At 71.7% G+C, this 17,565-nt stretch carries 19 protein-coding genes; 8 read left to right on the top strand and 11 right to left on the bottom strand.

Annotated elements, in window-relative coordinates; translation table 11 throughout:
- Window positions 1-55: 55 nt before the first annotated feature.
- Window positions 56-370 carry a bifunctional 3-phenylpropionate/cinnamic acid dioxygenase ferredoxin subunit gene (locus ABZ342_RS34605; protein WP_360482137.1) on the bottom strand — a complete coding sequence of 105 codons (315 nt, stop codon included), beginning with the start codon at window positions 368-370 and terminating at the stop codon, window positions 56-58.
- A 164-nt stretch (window positions 371-534) separates the two neighbouring features.
- Here ABZ342_RS34605 and ABZ342_RS34600 point away from each other — a divergent pair, with 164 nt between their 5' ends.
- Window positions 535-1,359, top strand: a complete 825-nt coding sequence (locus ABZ342_RS34600) for an IclR family transcriptional regulator (RefSeq protein ID WP_155541100.1) — start codon at window positions 535-537, stop codon at window positions 1,357-1,359.
- An 11-nt stretch (window positions 1,360-1,370) separates the two neighbouring features.
- Here the strand turns inward: ABZ342_RS34600 and ABZ342_RS34595 are convergent, their stop codons facing one another.
- A complete protein-coding gene (locus ABZ342_RS34595) occupies window positions 1,371-2,339 on the bottom strand; it encodes a WYL domain-containing protein (RefSeq protein WP_360482134.1) in 969 nt (322 codons plus the stop codon).
- Window positions 2,340-2,403: 64 nt separating this feature from the next.
- Between ABZ342_RS34595 and ABZ342_RS34590 the strand changes: the two genes are divergently transcribed.
- The 4 genes from ABZ342_RS34590 to ABZ342_RS34575 all read left to right on the top strand — a co-directional run bounded on the left by ABZ342_RS34590 (window position 2,404) and on the right by ABZ342_RS34575 (window position 6,126).
- Window positions 2,404-2,853 carry a hypothetical protein gene (locus tag ABZ342_RS34590; protein WP_360482131.1) on the top strand — a complete coding sequence of 150 codons (450 nt, stop codon included), beginning with the start codon at window positions 2,404-2,406 and terminating at the stop codon, window positions 2,851-2,853.
- Window positions 2,854-2,939: 86 nt separating this feature from the next.
- Window positions 2,940-4,997: an FAD-dependent oxidoreductase gene (locus ABZ342_RS34585; protein ID WP_360482128.1), complete on the top strand. Its 2,058-nt coding sequence runs from the start codon at window positions 2,940-2,942 to the stop codon at window positions 4,995-4,997.
- Window positions 4,994-5,782 (top strand): N-methyl-L-tryptophan oxidase, encoded by a 789-nt coding sequence (gene solA, locus ABZ342_RS34580; RefSeq protein ID WP_360482125.1) that lies wholly within the window; start codon window positions 4,994-4,996, stop codon window positions 5,780-5,782. The genes ABZ342_RS34585 and solA overlap by 4 nt, the downstream gene beginning before the upstream one ends.
- The gene (locus ABZ342_RS34575) at window positions 5,710-6,126 is read left to right on the top strand and encodes an FAD-dependent oxidoreductase (protein WP_360482122.1); all 417 of its coding nucleotides are present in this window, start codon (window positions 5,710-5,712) and stop codon (window positions 6,124-6,126) included. The genes solA and ABZ342_RS34575 overlap by 73 nt, the downstream gene beginning before the upstream one ends.
- On the opposite strand, the gene ABZ342_RS34570 is transcribed toward ABZ342_RS34575, so the two are convergent.
- The 3 genes from ABZ342_RS34570 to ABZ342_RS34560 all read right to left on the bottom strand — a co-directional run bounded on the left by ABZ342_RS34570 (window position 6,115) and on the right by ABZ342_RS34560 (window position 8,163).
- Window positions 6,115-6,768, bottom strand: coding sequence for a dTMP kinase (locus ABZ342_RS34570; protein WP_360482119.1), 654 nt, complete (start codon window positions 6,766-6,768; stop codon window positions 6,115-6,117). The two genes, ABZ342_RS34575 and ABZ342_RS34570, sit on opposite strands and share 12 nt — an antisense overlap.
- A 64-nt stretch (window positions 6,769-6,832) precedes the next feature.
- The gene (locus ABZ342_RS34565; RefSeq protein ID WP_360482116.1) at window positions 6,833-7,588 is read right to left on the bottom strand and encodes a hypothetical protein; all 756 of its coding nucleotides are present in this window, start codon (window positions 7,586-7,588) and stop codon (window positions 6,833-6,835) included.
- A complete protein-coding gene (locus tag ABZ342_RS34560) occupies window positions 7,585-8,163 on the bottom strand; it encodes a papain-like cysteine protease family protein (protein WP_360482113.1) in 579 nt (192 codons plus the stop codon). Before ABZ342_RS34560 ends, ABZ342_RS34565 begins: the two co-directional genes overlap by 4 nt.
- 247 nt (window positions 8,164-8,410) lie before the next feature.
- On the opposite strand from ABZ342_RS34560, the gene ABZ342_RS34555 reads away from it, so the two are divergent.
- Entirely contained in the window at window positions 8,411-9,409 is a 999-nt protein-coding gene (locus ABZ342_RS34555) for a hypothetical protein (RefSeq protein ID WP_103341215.1), read from the top strand.
- Here ABZ342_RS34555 and ABZ342_RS34550 read toward each other — a convergent pair whose 3' ends face one another.
- Window positions 9,410-10,015, bottom strand: a complete 606-nt coding sequence (locus ABZ342_RS34550) for a TetR/AcrR family transcriptional regulator (RefSeq protein WP_360482109.1) — start codon at window positions 10,013-10,015, stop codon at window positions 9,410-9,412.
- Window positions 10,016-10,063: 48 nt separating this feature from the next.
- On the opposite strand from ABZ342_RS34550, the gene ABZ342_RS34545 reads away from it, so the two are divergent.
- Window positions 10,064-11,503 carry an MFS transporter gene (locus tag ABZ342_RS34545; RefSeq protein ID WP_360482106.1) on the top strand — a complete coding sequence of 480 codons (1,440 nt, stop codon included), beginning with the start codon at window positions 10,064-10,066 and terminating at the stop codon, window positions 11,501-11,503.
- 100 nt (window positions 11,504-11,603) lie between these two features.
- On the opposite strand, the gene ABZ342_RS34540 is transcribed toward ABZ342_RS34545, so the two are convergent.
- The 4 genes from ABZ342_RS34540 to ahcY all read right to left on the bottom strand — a co-directional run bounded on the left by ABZ342_RS34540 (window position 11,604) and on the right by ahcY (window position 14,249).
- Window positions 11,604-11,945 (bottom strand): VOC family protein, encoded by a 342-nt coding sequence (locus ABZ342_RS34540; protein ID WP_360482103.1) that lies wholly within the window; start codon window positions 11,943-11,945, stop codon window positions 11,604-11,606.
- Window positions 11,942-12,382, bottom strand: coding sequence for a type II toxin-antitoxin system VapC family toxin (locus tag ABZ342_RS34535; protein WP_360482100.1), 441 nt, complete (start codon window positions 12,380-12,382; stop codon window positions 11,942-11,944). The genes ABZ342_RS34540 and ABZ342_RS34535 overlap by 4 nt, the downstream gene beginning before the upstream one ends.
- A complete protein-coding gene (locus ABZ342_RS34530; protein ID WP_360482097.1) occupies window positions 12,379-12,666 on the bottom strand; it encodes a toxin-antitoxin system HicB family antitoxin in 288 nt (95 codons plus the stop codon). The genes ABZ342_RS34535 and ABZ342_RS34530 overlap by 4 nt, the downstream gene beginning before the upstream one ends.
- Before the next feature lie 110 nt (window positions 12,667-12,776).
- Window positions 12,777-14,249, bottom strand: a complete 1,473-nt coding sequence (ahcY, locus tag ABZ342_RS34525; RefSeq protein WP_360482094.1) for an adenosylhomocysteinase — start codon at window positions 14,247-14,249, stop codon at window positions 12,777-12,779.
- A 93-nt stretch (window positions 14,250-14,342) separates the two neighbouring features.
- Here ahcY and ABZ342_RS34520 point away from each other — a divergent pair, with 93 nt between their 5' ends.
- Window positions 14,343-16,601, top strand: a complete 2,259-nt coding sequence (locus tag ABZ342_RS34520) for a hypothetical protein (RefSeq protein ID WP_360482149.1) — start codon at window positions 14,343-14,345, stop codon at window positions 16,599-16,601.
- A gap of 48 nt (window positions 16,602-16,649) precedes the next feature.
- On the opposite strand, the gene ABZ342_RS34515 is transcribed toward ABZ342_RS34520, so the two are convergent.
- The gene (locus ABZ342_RS34515; protein ID WP_155541088.1) at window positions 16,650-17,339 is read right to left on the bottom strand and encodes an LPXTG cell wall anchor domain-containing protein; all 690 of its coding nucleotides are present in this window, start codon (window positions 17,337-17,339) and stop codon (window positions 16,650-16,652) included.
- Window positions 17,340-17,565 lie beyond the last annotated feature (226 nt).

Here is a 17,565-nt window from a genome sequence, read left to right as displayed (position 1 = left end):
CGTTGCCCGGTCCGTTCCGGCCGGCACGCGGCCTTCACGGACCTGCGGGAAAAAGTCAGGAGATGGCCGGGACCGGCGCGTCGACGTGCACTTCGCCGTCCGCGACGACCACGCCGTACGTGCGCACGGGCGCTTTGGCCGGCAGGCAGGTCGGCAGGCCGGTACGCAGGTCGAACTGCGCGGCGTGCAGCGGGCACTCGACGAAGCAGCCCTCGAGCCAGCCGTCCGCGAGCGAGGCGTCCTGGTGGGTGCAGGTGTCGTCGATGGCGAAGAAGCCGTCCTCGGTGTGGAACAGCGCGATCGGGACCGGGCCGTCGAGGCGGAGGGCTTCGCCAACGGGCAGGTCGGCGACGGCGCACGCTCGGATCATCGGGGCCTCCGGAAAAGACTGGCGGGGTGCCGGGACGGTTCGTGAATGTTGCGCATCGCGCGACTCTGCGCTTCTTGCGCAACAATCCGGCCCCGATGGCGGCCGCGTCAAGAGATTCGCCCACTCAGCCGATAGGCGCGGTACAAAACGGATAGTGTTGCGCTATGCGGAACCAGGACTCTGCTGACGCAACCTCGGCGGGAAAGCATGCCTCGGCTGGCGGCAACGCAACACAAAGCCAGGTGCAGTCGGTCGACCGGGCGATCAGCGTGCTGGAGCTGCTCGCCCGCAACGGCGAAACTGGCATCACCGAGATCGCGGGCGAGCTGGGCGTCCACAAGTCGACGGCGTCGCGGCTGCTCAGCGTCCTGGAGTCCAGAGGCCTCGTGGAGCAGCTCGGCGAACGCGGGAAGTACGCGATCGGCTTCGGCATCGTGCGGCTGGCCGGCGCCGCGACGGGCCGGATGGACCTGGCCAAGCTCGGCCGGGCCAGCTGCCTGTCGCTCGCCGAAGAGCTGGGCGAAACGGTGAACATCGCCATCGCCGACGACGGCGTCGCGATCAACATCAGCCAGGCCCGCGGCTCGGCGGCGATCACGACGCAGAACTGGACCGGCCAGCGGACGCCGCTGCACGCGACCTCCAGCGGCAAGATCTTGTTGGCGTATATGGGCGAAACCGAGCGCAAGCGGGTGCTGAAGCGGAAGCTGGAGCAGTACACGCCGCGCACGACGGTCGAGCCGGACGAGCTGATGACCGAGCTGGAACGAGTGCTCGAAGACGGCTTCGCGGCCTGCTACGAGGAACTCGAGCTCGGCATGCACGCGGTCGCCGTGCCGATCCACGGCCCGGGCGGGGACGTCGTCGCGGCGATGAGCGCTTCGGGCCCGTCGTACCGGCTTTCGAAGCAGCGGGTGAAGCAGATCGTGCGGCCGATGACCGAAGCGGCCGACGACCTTTCCGCGCAGCTGGGCTATTTTCGGGACTAGCGCAGCCGGGACTAGGGGTACAGCAGCGCCATCGCGCGGATCGTGGTTCCCAGGTGTGCCACCAGTTCCGCGGGCGCCAGCACCTGCGCGTCCGCGCCGAGCCGGAGCACGCCTGCCGCCGCGTGGGCCACGCTCTCCATCGGGATCTCGGCGCGCCGCCAGCCGTCGCCGTCCGCGGGGCCGAGCGTGCGCCGCACGAGCCGGGTGGCTCGCGGGCCCAGGATGTCCGGCAGGGCCTCGATTCCCGCCGATGACAGCCGTACGACGGCGGTCTCGCCGGCTTCGCTTTCCTCGTAGCTTTCGACGTTCGCGCGCCAGAACTCCGCCAGGTCGAAGCCGTCCGGCCGGGTGAAGTGCTCGTCGAGCGTCCGCAACCGCTCGATGTTCCCGACGCGGTAGGTACGCACGCGCGGCCCGGCGACGAGGTACCAGACACCGGCCTTGAGGACGAGGCCGAGCGGGTGCAACCGCCGCGTCACCACGCCGGGCTCCGGCGACCAGCGGCGGTAGGAGACCTCGACGATCCGGTCCTGCCACAGCGCTTCCGCCGCCGCGAGCAGCTGCGGCACCGGGTCCGCTTCGCGGTACCAGCCCGGCGCGTCGAGGTGGAAGCGCTGCCGGATCCGCACGGACGCGTCCCGGTACGGCGTCGGCAGCGCGGCCATCAGCTTCAGCTCGGCCGCGGCCACCTGGGCGCCCAGGCCCAGCTCCGCGGCCGGCTGCGGCAGGCCGGTGAGGAACAGCGACCCGGCCTCGCCGGCGGTCAGCCCGGTCAGCCGGGTGCGGTAGCCGTCCATCAGCTGGTAGCCGCCGTCCGGGCCGGTCTCGGCGTAGATCGGGACGCCCGCGGCCGCCAGCGCTTCGACGTCCCGGTAGACGGTTCGCGGCGTCACGCCCAGCTCCGCCGCCAGTTTCGCCGCGCTCATCCGGCCGCGGTTCTGCAGCAGCAGGAGCAAGGACACCAGCCGGCTCGCACGCACCCGGCGAAGTCTGCCAGCGGCCACTGACAGAAGGTGTCAGTGGCCGCGTCCCAAGATCGCCGTCATGAACGACTTCGACTTCCTCATCGGCTCCTGGACCGTGACGAACCGGCGGCTCGGCAAGCTGCTCGCCGGCAGCGACGACTGGACCGTCTTCCCCGGCACGGCGACCTGCTGGTCGCTCTTCGAGGGCGGCGGCAACCTGGACGAGATCGTCTTCCCCACGCTCGGCAGCCGCGGCTGCACCCTCCGGCTCTTCGACGTCGAGCGCGAGGAGTGGTCGCTGCACTGGGCCAACAGCCGGACCGGGCTGCTCCAGCCCCCGGTCGTGGGCCGCTTCGACGGCGGCCGCGGCGACTTCCACGGCGACGACACCCACGAAGGCGTGCCGGTGAAGGTGCACTACGCCTGGACCGGCACGACCACGTCCTCGCCGCGCTGGGAGCAGGAGTTCTCCGCCGACGGCGGGCGGACCTGGGAATCCAACTGGGTCATGGAGTTCGCCCGCGCCTGAGCGGGCACCTTTTCGGGCGCTTGACAGCGCGTCTCGCATCACGCACTTTGTTGCCGAGGACGCAACTTCGTCGCCCGGAGGAACAGATGGCAGCACGGCCCCGGGTGGTCGTCGCCGGTGGCGGCCTGCTCGGCTGCGCACTGGCGGACGAGCTGACCGAGCGCGGCTGGACCGACGTCACCGTCCTGGGCGCCGGCGAGGCGGACGAGGGGCCGGGCCTGGTGTTCCGGACCGACGCGGACCGCACGCTGACCGAGTTCGCGAAGTACACCGCCGCGAAGTACGGCGGCCTCGACGGCCAGTGGTGTTTCAACCCGGTCGGCAGCCTGGACCTCGCGACCACTCCCGAGCGGCTCGCGGACTTGCGGCGGCGCCACGGCTGGGCGACGTCGTGGGGCGTGCGCGGGTTCCTGCGCACGCCCCGCGAGTGCGCCGACCTGCACCCGCTCCTCGACGGAACCCGGTTGCTGGGTGGGTTCCACGTCCCCGGCGACGGCCTGCTGCACGCGCGGCGCGCGGCCGAAGCCCAAGCCCGGCGCGCGAAAGCCCGGGGCGCGCGGTTCAGCGCCGAAGAAGTCGTGACGGTCGAACGGGCCGGCGGCCGCGTCACCGGCGTCGTCACGGCGGCCGGCCGGGTGCGGGCCGACGTCGTCGTCTTCTGCGACGGCCCGGACGGGCTCGCCCTGCCCGAAGCGCCGCTGCGGCTGCGGTACGCGCGGACGTCACCACTGCCGGAACTGGCCGGGCACAACGACGACCACGTCCAAGCGGGCAAGCCCGTGCTGCGCGACCTCGACACCGGGCTGACCGTCCGCGAGCACGTCGACCGGCTCGGCATCGGCGGCGCGTGGGACACGGCGGTCGCGCTCCTGCCGGCGCTGCGGGACGCCGAAGCCGCGACCACGACGACGATCCCGCTGCCGGGCACCCCGGACGGGATGCCGGTGCTGGGCGAACACCCGGAGCTCGACGGCTTCTGGGTGGCGAAGGCCGTCCGCGCCGAGCACTCCGCCGGGGTCACGCGCGAGCTGGCGCGCTGGCTCGTCGACGGGCAGCCGGCGCTCGCACTGCACGGCTGCGACCTCGCCCGGTTCGCGCCGTCGTCCCGGTTCACCGCGGAGCCGGTGCGGACCGGCCCCTTCCACGAGCGCCAGATCGCGCTGGGCGCGCACTTCGGCGCGGCGGACGGCTGGGTGCGGCCGGACCGGTACTCGGCCGAGGCCGGCGCGGAAGCGATCGTCACCCGCGAACGCGTCGCGATGTTCGACCTGACGTCCGCGCCGCGGCTGGCCGTCACCGGCCCCGGCGCCCTGCCGTTCCTGCAGACCATGACGACCAGCGACCTGGCGCACCCGCCGGGAACGTTCACGGGAACGCTCCTGCTCGGCGAAGACGGCGGAGTGCGCGGCCGGCTCACCGTGGCGCGCCTCGGCGACGAACGGTTCCACGTCGGCGCCGGCGGGCGCCTCGACTTCGCCTGGCTGCGGCGGCACCTGCCCGGCGACGGAACCGTCCAGGTCCACGAAACGACCCCGGGCACGTGCTGCCTCGGCGTCTGGGGACCGCGGGCGGACTCCGTCCTCCCGGAACTGTCCACGACGGACTTCTCCGCCGAAGAGACTTACGTTGTAGACGTCCCGGTCGTCGCGTTGCGACTGTCCACCGTGGGCGAACCCGGCTGGGAACTGCACACGACGGCGGACCTGGGCCGCCGGCTGTGGGACACGCTGCGCGAACGCGACATCGCCGTCGCGGGTTATCAAGCGTTAACGAGTCTGCGGATGGAGGCGGGGACGACCGTCGCCGGCGTCGACTTCAGCACCGAGCACGATCCCTACGAGGCCGGGCTCGGGGACGCCGTCCACCGCGACAAGGGGTACTTCCTCGGCCGGGACGCGCTGGCGGGCCGTTCCGCGGCGACCGTGAGCCGCCGGCTGACCCGGCTGACTACCGGGCGGGTCTTACAAGGTAAGGAACCCGTGTACGTCGAGGGCCGCGCGGCCGGGTACGTCACCAGCGCCGGGTACGGCCACACCCTGGGCCACGCCCTCGCGTACGCCTGGCTGCCGGTGGAGCACAGCCGATCCGGGACACCGGTGGAAATCGGGTACTTCGGCGAGCGCGTCCCGGGGCGGGTCGCATGACGCACTACGACGTGATCGTGCTCGGCCTCGGCGGGATGGGCAGCGCCGCGGCGTACCGGCTGGCGCGGCGCGGGCAGCGGGTGCTCGGCGTCGACCAGTTCGCGCCGGTGCACAACCGCGGCTCGAGCCACGGCGGTTCGCGGATCACGCGCCAGGCGTACCTCGAAGGTCCCGAGTACGTGCCGCTCCTGCTGCGTGCCCACGAGCTGTGGGAGGGCCTCGAGCGCGACAGCGGACGCCGGTTGTTCACCCGCTGCGGCGGGCTCATGGTCGGCCGCGCGGACTCGCGCACGATCACCGGCAGCGTGGCGTCGGCTCGCGCGTTCGGCATCCCGCACGAACTGCTGGACGCCGGCGAGATCCGCCGCCGGTTCCCGACCATGACACCGTCGGCGGACGAGGTGGCGCTGTACGAACCGGGCGCCGGACTGGTGTCGCCCGAGGGCACCGTCGCCGCGCACCTGCAGCTCGCCGCGCGGTGCGGCGCCGAACTGCACCACGAGGAGAAGGTGTTCACGTGGAGCACCATGGCCGGCGGCGTGCGCGTCGGGACCTCGCACAGCTACTACACGGCCGACCGGCTCGTGCTGTGCCCCGGCGCATGGGCCGGCGAGCTGCTGCGCGGCTTCGGCGTCGAGTTCACCGTACGACGTAAGGTGCACAGTACTGGTTCGCGCCTTCGGGCGGAGCCGAACCGTTCCGGCGGCATCCCGTGTACCTCTGGGAGGGCGACGGCTACACGTTCTACGGCTTCCCGGCGCACAACGCGTCCGCGGACGGCGTGAAGGTCGCGTTCCACACCGGCGGCCGCGCGTGCACCCCGGACGGCATCGACCGGACGGTGTCGGCCGAGGAGGTCCACGAGATCGCTTCGGTCGTCAAACGGCATTTGCCGACGCTGCCGGGAGCGTTCCTCCGCGCGGCGACGTGCATGTACACCGACACGGCCGACGAAAGCTTCGTCGTGGCCCCGCACCCGGAGGAGGAGCGGGTGGTGCTGGCGTGCGGGTTCTCCGGGCACGGCTTCAAGTTCGCCCCGGTGATCGGCGAGATCGTCGCGGACCTGGTGATCGACGGCGCGACGGACTTCCCGATCGCGAGGTTCGACCCGGCCCGGCTACGGGTTTAGCAGCGTCTTCGCGAGCGCTTCGAGGTCGACGCCCGCGACGCCGTCCAGCACGTGCCACGGCGCGAGCCAGCCCGACGCCGCCAGCTCGTCGTACACCGCCGCGCACCGGCGCTGGAGGCCGTCATCGGTCTCGAACGCGTCGCGCTCGCGGTCGGTCTCCGCCTCCGCGCGCCGCTCGGCCCGCTCGGCCGCCACCGCGGGCGCGACCCGCAGCAGCAGGTGCGCGTCGGGGCGGGGCAGGCCGAACCGCCCGACCTCCAGCTCCCACACCCACTTCACGACTTCGCCGGCCGCGTCCTGGCGCAGGCGCGCGGCCGCGTACGCGGCGTTGGACGCCACGTACCGGTCGAGCAGGACGACGTCGTGCGCGTCCCGCAGGGCGCGGATGTCCTCGGCCGCGCCGCTGCGGTCGAGCGCGTAGAGCACGGCCATGCCGTACACCGAGTCCGCGAGGTCGCCGTGCCCGCGGTGCAGCGCTTCCTTGACGAGGTCGGCGTGCACGCTCACGCCGTAGCGCGGGAACGCCAGCTTCGCGACGCTCGCACCGTTCGCGCGCAACGCGTCCGTCAGCCCGTCGGCGAGCGTGCGCTTGCCCGCGCCGTCGAGCCCTTCGATGACCACCAGTCGACCCACGGACGACACACTAACGGTGGTGGACCGGCGGGCTCGGTGGAAGGGGATCGACGCCGAGCCCGCCGGTTCGTCTTCAGGCGGAGATCCTCCGCAGGTGCAGCACGTAGCCCGCGCCACTGACGGCCAGCACGCCGACGAGGATCAGCAGCGGCACCCAGCCGGTGTCGTGGCCGGACGGTGCCGGGCCGCCGTCGCCGCGGGGCATCACCTGCGACGTCGCGTCGTAGCCGCCCGCCTCGCCTTCGCGGGCGTAGGCCGAGCCGGGGAGCTTGTCCGCGTACCGCGCCGCGACCGTTCGCTGGTAGTCGGCGACGTTAACGGTCGTTCGCTCCGACAACGACGTAAGGCGGCCGTCCCTTACGGCGTACCAAGCGTCGATCTGGGGTTCGTGCAGCAGCTGGGCACCCGTCGGCAGGGCGCGGGCGAACGCCGTCTCGACGTCGCCCGAGGCGATGTTGCCGATCTGCCAGGCACCGTCGTCGCCGCGGACCGACCAGAGCGTCGCGGTCCGGCCGTCGGAAGCCCGCGCGGGCACCGCGAAGTAGGCGAAGTCGCCCGGTGCCGCGCCCGGCTTGCCGACGACGAAGTCCGGCGAGAGCTCGTAGACCGGGTAGGCGTCCGGCTCGACCTGGACCGTCACCGGGCCCTTCGCATCCGGTGCCTGCGCGAAGAACCGCACCAGTGTGTCCTCGAGGCCCGCCGCCGCGGCGTGCGCGGCCACGGCGTCGGCGCTGCTGATGACGGCGGCCTGGGCCGCGCCTGACACCGGTGCCGTCATCAGCAGCGCCGCGCCGGTCAGCACGGCGAGCACGAGCGCCCGCCTGCTCATCGGGAGATCCCGGTGAGCGTGTGCGTCCAGGTGAACGACGAGTTGTGCGTGTAGAAGCCGTAGGTCGACCAGTTGTAGCGCTTGGCCGGGCCGGGATCGCCCCAGTACACCCAGTCGCGGCTGGTGTCGTAGCCGTAGAGGACGTGCGTGTGGCCGCCGCCGGAGCGGTACCCGACCCGGGTCTCGACCGGCCGGCTCGCCGCGGTCTGCGTCCGGATGTCGGCGTAGGGGATGCGGCGGTCGAGGTAGCGGCCGGGCGAGGCGAACCCGAGCTTCGCGAAGGCGCGCTGCGGGTCGGCGAGGGTGCCCGGGAGGTTCGCGCAGTCCTTTCCGGTCTCGCCGTGGGCGAGCTGGCAGAACCGCGTCTGGCTGACGGCGGTGCCGTGGAAGGCGGCGATGGTGGCGCCCGAGCCCGCCCAGCACCACTGGTTTTTCTGCTGGGACTGCAGCACGATCCGGTTCCGGTACGTCGACGGCACTCCGGGCGCGGCTGCTTGCGAAACATTCGGCGCGACCAGGCACAACAGCAGGCAGACCGCCAACGTGGCGGGTGCTCGGCTCGACTTCACCAACACGGACGGCCTCCTGCTCGAACGTGGGCGAACCAGCGGTGGTCACAACGGTGAACAACGCGGTCACAAGGAGCAAGAACGCCATCTGGATGAACGGACCGTTCCGGGTCGTTGCCGGAACGCGGAACAGTCACCATAACGAGGCCAACCACCCTGAACGGGGGTCGGCACCTCCACCCTACGCTGCTAACGTGAACGTTCCGCGGTGTTCACGCCCAGCGCACACACTGGTCGGGTGAAGGGACGAGCGGTGGCACAAGACGGGAACCTCCCACTGATCATCGATGGCGCCCGCACGACCCGGGCATCGGTCGCCGAGCTGCCGAAAGAGCTGACCGAGGCGCTCCGCACCGGCGAGTTCCACCATGCCCTGAGACTGGCGATCGCCTACCGCGGCCTCTCGCTCGCGCGGCTGCGCGCGCACTTGGCGCTGCGCGGCGTCCAAATCGGACAGTCGACGCTGAGTTACTGGCAACGCGGGCTGCGCCAGCCCGAGGTGCCCAAGGCGCTCCCGGCGGTCCGGGCCCTGGAATCGGTCCTCCAGCTGCCCGCGGACGCCCTCGTGGTGCTGATCGGGCCGCGACTGGTCCGGCGCGGCCACCAGCCGGCGGCGTCGTTCCACGACCTGCGTTCCGGTGACATGGGGTCGATCGTCGAGGACCTGCTCGCCGAGCTCGGCGCGTACCCGTCGTCGAACCACTACAACGCCGACCTCGAGCTGCTGTCCGTTCACGACACGATCACCTTCGACGCGGAACACCGTCAGGTCAGCCTGCGCACGCGGCTGGTGACGCGGGCCCGGCGGCACGGGCCGGACCGCTACCTCACGGTGTACAACGGCGATCCGGGGTGCCGGATCGACGACGTCGAGCTGATCACCGACGAGGGCTGCCGCGTCGGGCGGATGCGCCGCAACCCGGACGCGGACACGATGGCGACGGAGCTGCTGTTCGACCGCAAGCTCGCCGAGGGCGACATCCACGTGTTCTGCTTCGAGGTCCGCGACGACTCGGGGTCGGCCTCGCCGGGGTACTACCGGATGCTGCGCGACCGGTGCGCGAGCTACCTGGTCCAGCTGCGCTTCGACCGCAACGCGCTGCCGGCCCGCTGCACCCGGCAGGTCCGGGCGCGCGACGACGCCCTGCCGGTGGTCGCGGAGGAGCTGGCGTGCGACATGGGTGGCGTGAGCAGCGCGTTCTTCAACGACGCCGGGCCGGGGCTGGCCGGCGTCGCCGTCGAGTGGAACTGATCACACGACTCCGTCCCGCAGCGCGGTGAACAACCGTTCCAGACGCGCGCGGTGGTCTTCCGCCACGACGTCCGGGTCGCCGTCGTCGATGAGCCGGCTCGCGGTCCGCACCAGCACCGTGGCGTAGCCCGCGATGAAGAACGCGGCGAACAACGGCCCGTCGCCGTCGAAGGCCGGGTCGTTCGCGAGCTCGTCGGCGAGGAGCCGCTGCAGGTCCGAACCGATCTCCCGCACGCGCGCGATCAGGGCGGGCGACGCCGCGACCGTCCGGAAGAACGGGATCGCCCCGTCGGCGACGCCGGACAGCCCGTGGCGCTCGTCGAGCAGCCGGAAGGTCTCGGCGCGCAGGGACGCGAGCACGTCGACGCCGGGAGCGCGGTCGCGCACCGCCGAGCGCAGGACGTCGGCCGCGTCGACCTGGCGGTCCAGGAGGAGGTCCTCCTTGCGCGGGAAGTGCTTGAAGACCGTCACGCTCGAGACGCCGGCCTCCCGCGCGACTTCGGCGACGGTGACTTCGTCGAACCCGCGCTCGAGGAACATCCGGGTGGCGACCTGCGAGATCTTCGCCCGTGTCTGCGGCCCGCCGCGTTCCCCGGTCCTGGGCATCCGTCTCACTCCCTTGTCTCACTAAACTTAGTCAGTTAACTTAGTGGCATGCTCTCCGAACCGACCACCGGCATTGTCACCGACCCGGCCCCCCGATCCTTGCGGGAGGCGTGGGTGGCCCTGGCCGGGCTGTCCGCGGTGTTCCTCTTCGAGATGCTCGACAACTCGATCCTCAACGTCGCGCTGCCCACGATCGGCCGCGAGCTGCACGCGTCGACGACCGTCCTGCAGTGGGTGACCGGCGCCTACGCGGTCGTCTTCGGCGGGTTGATGCTGGCCTTCGGCGCGCTGGCCGACCGGTTCGGGCGGCGGCGGATCATGCTCATCGGCCTGGTGCTGCTCGGCGTCGCGAGCCTCGCGACCGCGTTCGTCACCACCGCGGAGCAGCTGATCGCCGTGCGGGTGGCGATGGGCGTCGCGGCCGCGATGACGACCCCGGGCTCGATGGCGCTGGCCTTCCGGCTGTTCGCCGACGACGGCCTGCGCGTCCGCGCGACCACCCTCATCTCGACCGTGGGCCTGGTCGGGCTCGCGATCGGCCCGACGGCCGGCGGGTTCGTGCTCGCGATCGCGCCGTGGCAGGTCCTGCTGCTGGTGAACGTCCCGGTGGCCGCGCTCGCGATCATCGGCGTCCGGTTCGGCATCGCCGCGGACGACCCGGCCGGCCTGCACCGCGACCCGGTCGACGTCCTCGGCGCGGTGCTGGGCACGGCGACGGTCGTGCTCGCGCTCGTCGCGCCGACGCTGTTCGTGAACGAGGGCGCCGGCGCGTGGGCACCGTGGACGGCCACCGCCGCGGCGGTCGTGGCGGCCGTGTTGTTCGTCGTCCGCGAGCGTTCGGCCCGGTATCCGCTGCTCGACCTTAAGCTGGTGGCGCACCCGCTGGTGTCGAGCGGCCTGGCGTTCAAGGCCGCCGCCGGGCTGGCGACCGCCGGCCTCGGCTACCTGGTGACGCTGCAGCTGCAGCTCGACTGGGGCTGGCCGCCCGCGCTCGCCGCGGCCGGGATGCTGCCGCAGGTGGTCGTGCTCGTCGCGGGCGGCGCGTTCGTCAGCCCGTTCGTGCGCCGGGTCGGCCTCGAGCACGCGGCCTGGATCAGCGCGGCGGCGGTCGTGGCCGGGCTCGCCGTCTACGGCCTGTTCAGCCGGTTCGGCTACCTGTGGGTGGCGATCGCGCTGGTGCTGGTGGCGGCGGGGATGCGCGTGGTGGGCGTCGTCGCGGGCGTCAACGTGCTGCGCGGCCTGCCGGAGAACCGCACGACGATCGGCGCGGCCCTCACCGACACGGCCACCGAGGTGACGTCCGGCGCCGGCATCGCGGCGACCGGCACGATCCTCGCGGCGCTGTTCACAGGCGACATCGCGACGACGCACTGGAGCGTGCGGCAGACGGCGGAGTTCCGCGAGGCGGTGACGGTCGCGGGCTTGACGCTCACGATCGTCGCGGCGGCGCTCGTGGTCTGGGGATTCGTCCGCTCGCGACGCGCCTAGTGACCGCGGTGCTTCGCGCGCCGCTTCTGCTCCGGAACGGGCGGGGCCTTGCGCGCTTCGTCGGTCAGGCGCACGAAGTCGAGGCCGGCCGCGCTCGAGGTTACGCGGGCGCTCCGCCGATGCCGAGCTCGTTTCCCTCGGGGTCGCGGTAGATGATCTTGCGGACGCCGTTGCCGTAGGTCTCGCGATCGGCCGGTTCGATACCGCGGGCGGAGATGCCGGCGACGCGTTCGTCGAGGTCGTCGACGAAGAGGGTGTGCAGGGAGTGGCCGGCGCGTTCGGGCCGCAGGACGACGTAGACGGACCCGTGCGGGGTGACCTCCCACAGGACCTCGGTGTCGTGCACGACGAACGTCGGCGGGGACCCGAAGAGGCGTTCGTACCAGGCGACCGCACCGGCGAAGTCGCGCACGGCGATCCCGGCGAAGAGTTCGACGCTCACAGCACCTCGAATCCGCTGGCCTTCGCGGCTTCGCCCTGACGCTGGTCACGCGTGACGAAGGCGACGGGCTCACCACCGGTCAGCTCGGCCGTGTCGTGCATGGCGACGGCGATGTGGATCGCGTCGAGGGTGCGCACCGGGTACTTGTCCGTGACCAACCGGCGAGCGGCCGCGAAAATCCGTGGTGGCGACAGCGGGATGACCCCGAACACCGATCGGGTGTCCTCGTCGAACTGGGCCAGGAACTCGCGGGCATCCGGGATCCGGCCGGTTCGCTTGGCCGCGGTGACCGCGCTCGCGAACTCGAGCCGGGTCAGCTCGCTTGTGAGCACGACGTGGTCACCTTCGATCAGTAGCTTCCGCAGCTCGGCGTGGTCGGGCTCGTCGACGAGGTAGGCACCGACCACCGCGCTCGTGTCGGCGTAGAGGACAGTCACCGTTCACCCCTGGTCCAGTCGAGCGCCTCGCTGACGGCCGTGCCCCAGCCGCGCGAGATCTCCTCCAGCTTGTCGTGACCCACCACCTCGCCTTCGGGTTCGTAGGTGATCACCTTGCCTTCGGCGATCAGCCGCCGCTTCCACTCCGCTCGGGTCTCGGTCTTCGCCACAACGCCCCTCAGCGCTTCCGTGACCAGGTCGTTCATGCTGCGCCCTTCGGCTTCGGCTCGTGCCTTCAGCCGGGCGTGCAGCTCGTCGTCGATCCTCGTGATCAACTGTTTCACCACTCCATGATAGCGCATCACCCATTCGAGCTATCACTGTTCATGACGCAGAACAAAGGGCCGCCCCGAACACTTTCGGGGCGGCCCTGACCTGCTGAAACGCTAAAACCTCAGTACCGGTAGTGCTCCGGCTTGAACGGGCCTTCGACGTCCACGTCGATGTACTCCGCCTGCTCCTTGGTCAGCTTCGTCAGCTCACCGCCGAGTGCGTCGAGGTGGATCTTCGCGACCTTCTCGTCCAGCTTCTTCGGGAGGCGGAAGACCTCCTTGTCGTACTCCTCGTGCTTGGTGAACAGCTCGACCTGCGCGATCACCTGGTTGGAGAAGCTGTTCGACATCACGAACGACGGGTGCCCGGTCGCGTTGCCCAGGTTCAGGAGCCGGCCCTCGGACAGCACGATGATCGTGTTGCCGTTCGGGAAGATCCACTCGTCGACCTGGGGCTTGATGTTGATGCGGCGGATGCCCGGGTAACGGGCGAGCCCCGCCATGTCGAGCTCGTTGTCGAAGTGGCCGATGTTGCCCAGGATCGCCTGGTGCTTCATCTTCGCCATGTGCTCGACCAGCACGACGTCCTTGTTGCCGGTCGTCGTGATGATGATGTCGGCCTCGGGCAGCACGCTCTCGAGCTTGCGGACCGCGTAGCCGTCCATCGCCGCCTGCAGCGCGCAGATCGGGTCGATCTCGGTGACGATCACGCGCGCGCCCTGGCCGCGCAGGGACTCCGCCGCGCCCTTGCCGACGTCGCCGTAACCGCACACGACCGCGACCTTGCCGCCGATCAGCACGTCGGTGCCGCGGTTGATGCCGTCGATCAGCGAGTGGCGGATGCCGTAGCGGTTGTCGAACTTCGACTTCGTCACGGCGTCGTTGACGTTGATCGCCGGGAACAGCAGCTCGCCGGCCGCGGCCAGCTGGTAGAGCCGCAGGACACCGGTGGTCGTCTCCTCGGTGACGCCGCGGATGCCCTCGCCGATCTTCGTCCACTTGCCGGTGTCGGCCGCGACCGAGTCGCGCAGCAGCTCGAGGAACACGCGGAACTCGTCCGAGGTGTTCTCGTCCGGGGTCGGCACGACGCCCGCCTTCTCGAACTCGGTGCCCTTGTGCACCAGCATGGTGGCGTCGCCGCCGTCGTCGAGGATCATGTTGGGACCCTCACCGTCCCAGGTGAGCATCCGCTCGGTGCACCACCAGTACTCCTCGAGCGACTCGCCCTTCCACGCGAAGACCGGGACGCCCTTGGGCTCCTCCGGCGTGCCGTGCGGGCCGACGACGATCGCGGCGGCCGCGTGGTCCTGCGTCGAGAAGATGTTGCAGGACGCCCAGCGCACCTCGGCACCGAGCGAAACCAGCGTCTCGATCAGGACGGCCGTCTGCACGGTCATGTGCAGCGAGCCGGAGACGCGCGCGCCGCGCAGGGGGTAGACCTCCGCGTATTCGCGCCGCAGCGCCATCAGTCCGGGCATCTCGTGCTCGGCGAGGCGGATCTCCTTGCGGCCGAACTCGGCGGCCTCGAGGTCGGCGACGGCGAACTCGATGCCGTTGCGGGTCTGGTGCCGCTTGGCAACGCTTTCGGGGGTCATAGTGGCGATTCCTCCAAGACTCGATGACGTCCGAACACTACCGTTGTCCGCTCGACCTTCCCTAGGATCGCGTAGGAGGCCTCCACCGTGCCCATGCCCGGCCCGGACACCCGCGTCGTCGAAATCCGCGTCGCCGGGCTCGTGGGCACCAGCGGCGAGACCCTGCTCGACGCGGTCTCCACCGTCGACGTCGCCGGCGACGGGCTGGGCCGCGTGATCCGCCCGGCGGACCGGCTGCGACGGCCGGCGCCCGGGCCCGTGCTGCCGGCGCTGGGCCGGTCGATCCCGCGGACCCTCGAAGGCTACCTGTGGCACGGGATGACGTCCGGCGGCGCCGCGAAGGCGACCTGGGCGCTGCTGTTCCCGTTCTCCCTCGCCAACGTCGCGTTCTGGATGCTGCCGCCGGCCCCGCCCGGGCGACGGCTGCCGCGCGTGCTCGGCGCGGTGTGCCGCGGCCTGCTGCGCGTCGGCGCCCTGCTGCTCACGATGCTGCTGATGGGCCAGCTCGCGGCGATCGCGCTCGACCTGTTCGCGACGCAGTGCCTCGCGCCGGGTTCCGGCTGCCTGCCCGTGGTCCCCGACGTCCTCCGCTCGGTTCCGGCGCGGATCGCGGTCGGCGTCCTGCCCCTGCTGGTCGTGATCTTCGTGCTGCACCGGATCTCGTCGGCGACCTGGGCGGTGCACGCCGACGGCGACCTGACCCAGGGGCCGCTGCGGATGCGCGCCGACCCGGAGACGCCGGCGCTGCGCTGCCTGCACACCGTCGCGGCGCTGGTCTCGGTCGCGCTGCTGCTGCTCGGCGGGCCGTTCCGGGTGCCGGGGAACGTCTTCGACCTGGTGGTGTGGATCGTCACGCTGGCGCTGGTGCTCGCGACGGTCGTCGCGGCCGCGATCGGCGTCGACACCGGCCGCTTCGCCCGCCCCGGCGTGATCACGCTGGCCGCGGCGCTCGTCGTCGTGGCCGCGGTGCGGCTGCGGCCCGGCCCGGGCCCGCTGCCCGGGACCAACGGCGTCGTCGAGGGACTCGGCGCGGCCCTGGTCGCCGTCACGGTGCTGTTCGCGCTGTTCCTGGCCCCGGCCGCGCTGCTGGCCCGGCCCGGCTGGGTGCACAAGCCGCGCCGGCTGCGGCCCTGGCTGGGCGGCTGGGCGGCCGCGCCGGTGCTCGCGCTGGCCGGGCTGCTCGGCGGCGGGTTCGGTGCCGGTCTCGCCGAAGCGCTCCGCCGGCTTTCCGGCGCGGAGCTCCTGCACGTGCCCGATACGTACTTGCTGGTCACGGTCCTGTGGGGCGCCGGGCTGGCGTTGGCCGCGGTACTCGCCGTGCTGGGCTTCGCGGTCGCCGTCCCGCTGCGCCGGCTGCGCCGCGGCGTCCCGAAGATCGTCGAGCTGATGGAGCACGACGAGCGGCAGGAGGCCCAGGCCGCGGCGGCGTGGGCACGCTCGGCGTGGGAGCGGCGGCACCTGCACCACCTGGCCCTCACGGTCGCCTCGGCGATGTCCGCGGGCGGCGCGGCGCTGCTGGTGCTGCGGTTCGGGTTCGGGCTGGTCCCCGGCTGGTTCGGGCCGCTGTCGGCGATCGGCGTGGTCGCGCTGGGCGCGCTGGCCGCGGGCCTGCTGCGCGTCGTCTACACGGCCGCGCGGACCCCGCAGCGCAGCCGGCACCTGGGGGCGCTGGCCGACCTCGTCTGCTTCTGGCCGCGGGCGGCGCACCCGACCGTGCCGCCGTGCTACGCGCTGAAGGTCGTCCCGGAACTGGCCGCGCGGGCGCGCGAGCACCTCGCCGAACCGGGGACGCGGGTCGTGCTGTCCGGCTACAACCTCGGCAGCCTGCTCACGGTCATGGCCGCCGCCCGGCTGGCGGCCGAGCTGCCCGAGGCCGACCTCGAACGCGTCGGCGTGCTCACCGCCGGCTCGCCGCTGCAGTGGGGGTACCAGCGCGCCTTCCCCGCGTTGCTGCCGCAGGAAGCGCTCGAGACGCTCTTCGCCGACCTGGACGGCCGCTGGCGCGCGCTGTGCCGCGGCACCGACATCTTCGGCGGCGGCGTGACGACCTGGCGGCACGAGGTCTCCGACCGGCAGCTCTACGGCGTCGGCTACCAGCCCGAAGGCGGCATCGGGCCGCTGAAGGCCAAGGCCGACGCGAACGGCGTCCTGATCCTCGGCGGCGACCACTGGTTGCCGGACCCGCTGCGCGGCCCGACCGGGCGGCACCGCTGGGCTCCGGGGGTGCTCAAGCACCAGGACTACGTGGTCGACGCGGAGTGGGACCACGCCGTCGCGATGGCCGCCGGCCTCGGCAAGCCCACCGGCGGCGAGCAGGGACTGCTCTTCGGCGACTTCCCCTTGAAACAGTGAAGGCCCCTCGCCGGAGCGAGGGGCCTTCGACCGCGAGCTAGCTCAGCTTCACTCGGAAGCCTTGCGGCGGAACTTCAGCAGCGCGAGCAGGCCGCCACCGCCGAGGATCAGCAGGGCCGCGATCCACACCAGCCACATGTTGTCGAAGCCGGTGTTGGCCAGGCCGCCACCGGTGCCGGACTCGTTGCCCGCCGGGACGACGGCCGCACCCGTGGTGCTGGTCGGCGCCACCGTGGTCTCCGAGGAGGCCGGAGCGCTCGGCTTCGTGGTCTCGGTCGGCTTGGTGGTCGGCGGCGTCTTGGTCTCGGTCGGCTTCGAGGTCTTCGTGCCGCAGAGGAACCACTTGTCGATGTTCGGCTGCTTGCCCTTGAAGGTCTTGGTCGCCTGGAGGTCCTTCCACGGCGCGGTCGCCGGGAACATCTCGCCACCCTTGCCGACCTTGCCGGGGATGTACTCGTTGAAGCCGTCGTCGCCGCCGATGACGACGATGCGAGTGACGGTGACGCCTTCGTGGACCTTGGTGATGGTCAGGCGGCTCTGGCCCTCACCACCGGTGAAGTCGACATCGCTCTGGTTGAGGTCCTTGCCCTTCGCGCACGCGGCGTGACCCCGGTCCGGGATCGGGTTCGGCCGGTTGTCATCGGTGTAGCAGGCCAGCGCGGAGCCGGCGGTGCCGATGAGGGCGGCGGTGGTCAGCGCCATGATCGCGACGGCGCCGCGGAAGGTACGTCTGCGCATTCAGAACTCCTGATACCGGCGGGGAGTGAGCACTTGAGAAATCTGGGGTCGCGAAACCACCGAGCGTGTGAATCACGCTGCTGTAATTCACCCGTCAGTGGCACACGAAGGATCGAAAGGTATCGCACGTCACTCGACCGGCTACACCGGGTCCCCTTTTAGGTACGAACAGCAAGATCGTCCGATGTGAAGTCGCGCGAAAAAGCCCCGCCGACCTGCGCGAACG

The organism is Amycolatopsis sp. NPDC005961, from assembly GCF_040629235.1.
Classification (GTDB): Bacteria; Actinomycetota; Actinomycetes; order Mycobacteriales; family Pseudonocardiaceae; genus Amycolatopsis; species Amycolatopsis camponoti.
The sequence above is the reverse complement of the archived record's forward strand: the minus strand, read 5'-3'. Positions and strand labels throughout refer to the sequence as shown.

Bases quoted from the DNA above. Each gene is read 5' to 3' on its own strand.
- ahcY (WP_360482094.1), bottom strand. From the start codon at position 14,249: ATGACCCCCGAAAGCGTTGCCAAGCGGCACCAGACCCGCAACGGCATC.
- ABZ342_RS34590 (WP_360482131.1), top strand. From the start codon at position 2,404: ATGAACGACTTCGACTTCCTCATCGGCTCCTGGACCGTGACGAACCGG.
- ABZ342_RS34545 (WP_360482106.1), top strand. From the start codon at position 10,064: ATGCTCTCCGAACCGACCACCGGCATTGTCACCGACCCGGCCCCCCGA.
- ABZ342_RS34520 (WP_360482149.1), top strand. From the start codon at position 14,343: ATGCCCGGCCCGGACACCCGCGTCGTCGAAATCCGCGTCGCCGGGCTC.
- ABZ342_RS34565 (WP_360482116.1), bottom strand. From the start codon at position 7,588: ATGAGCAGGCGGGCGCTCGTGCTCGCCGTGCTGACCGGCGCGGCGCTG.
- ABZ342_RS34550 (WP_360482109.1), bottom strand. From the start codon at position 10,015: ATGCCCAGGACCGGGGAACGCGGCGGGCCGCAGACACGGGCGAAGATC.
- ABZ342_RS34585 (WP_360482128.1), top strand. From the start codon at position 2,940: ATGGCAGCACGGCCCCGGGTGGTCGTCGCCGGTGGCGGCCTGCTCGGC.
- ABZ342_RS34515 (WP_155541088.1), bottom strand. From the start codon at position 17,339: ATGCGCAGACGTACCTTCCGCGGCGCCGTCGCGATCATGGCGCTGACC.
- ABZ342_RS34605 (WP_360482137.1), bottom strand. From the start codon at position 370: ATGATCCGAGCGTGCGCCGTCGCCGACCTGCCCGTTGGCGAAGCCCTC.
- ABZ342_RS34600 (WP_155541100.1), top strand. From the start codon at position 535: ATGCGGAACCAGGACTCTGCTGACGCAACCTCGGCGGGAAAGCATGCC.
- solA (WP_360482125.1), top strand. From the start codon at position 4,994: ATGACGCACTACGACGTGATCGTGCTCGGCCTCGGCGGGATGGGCAGC.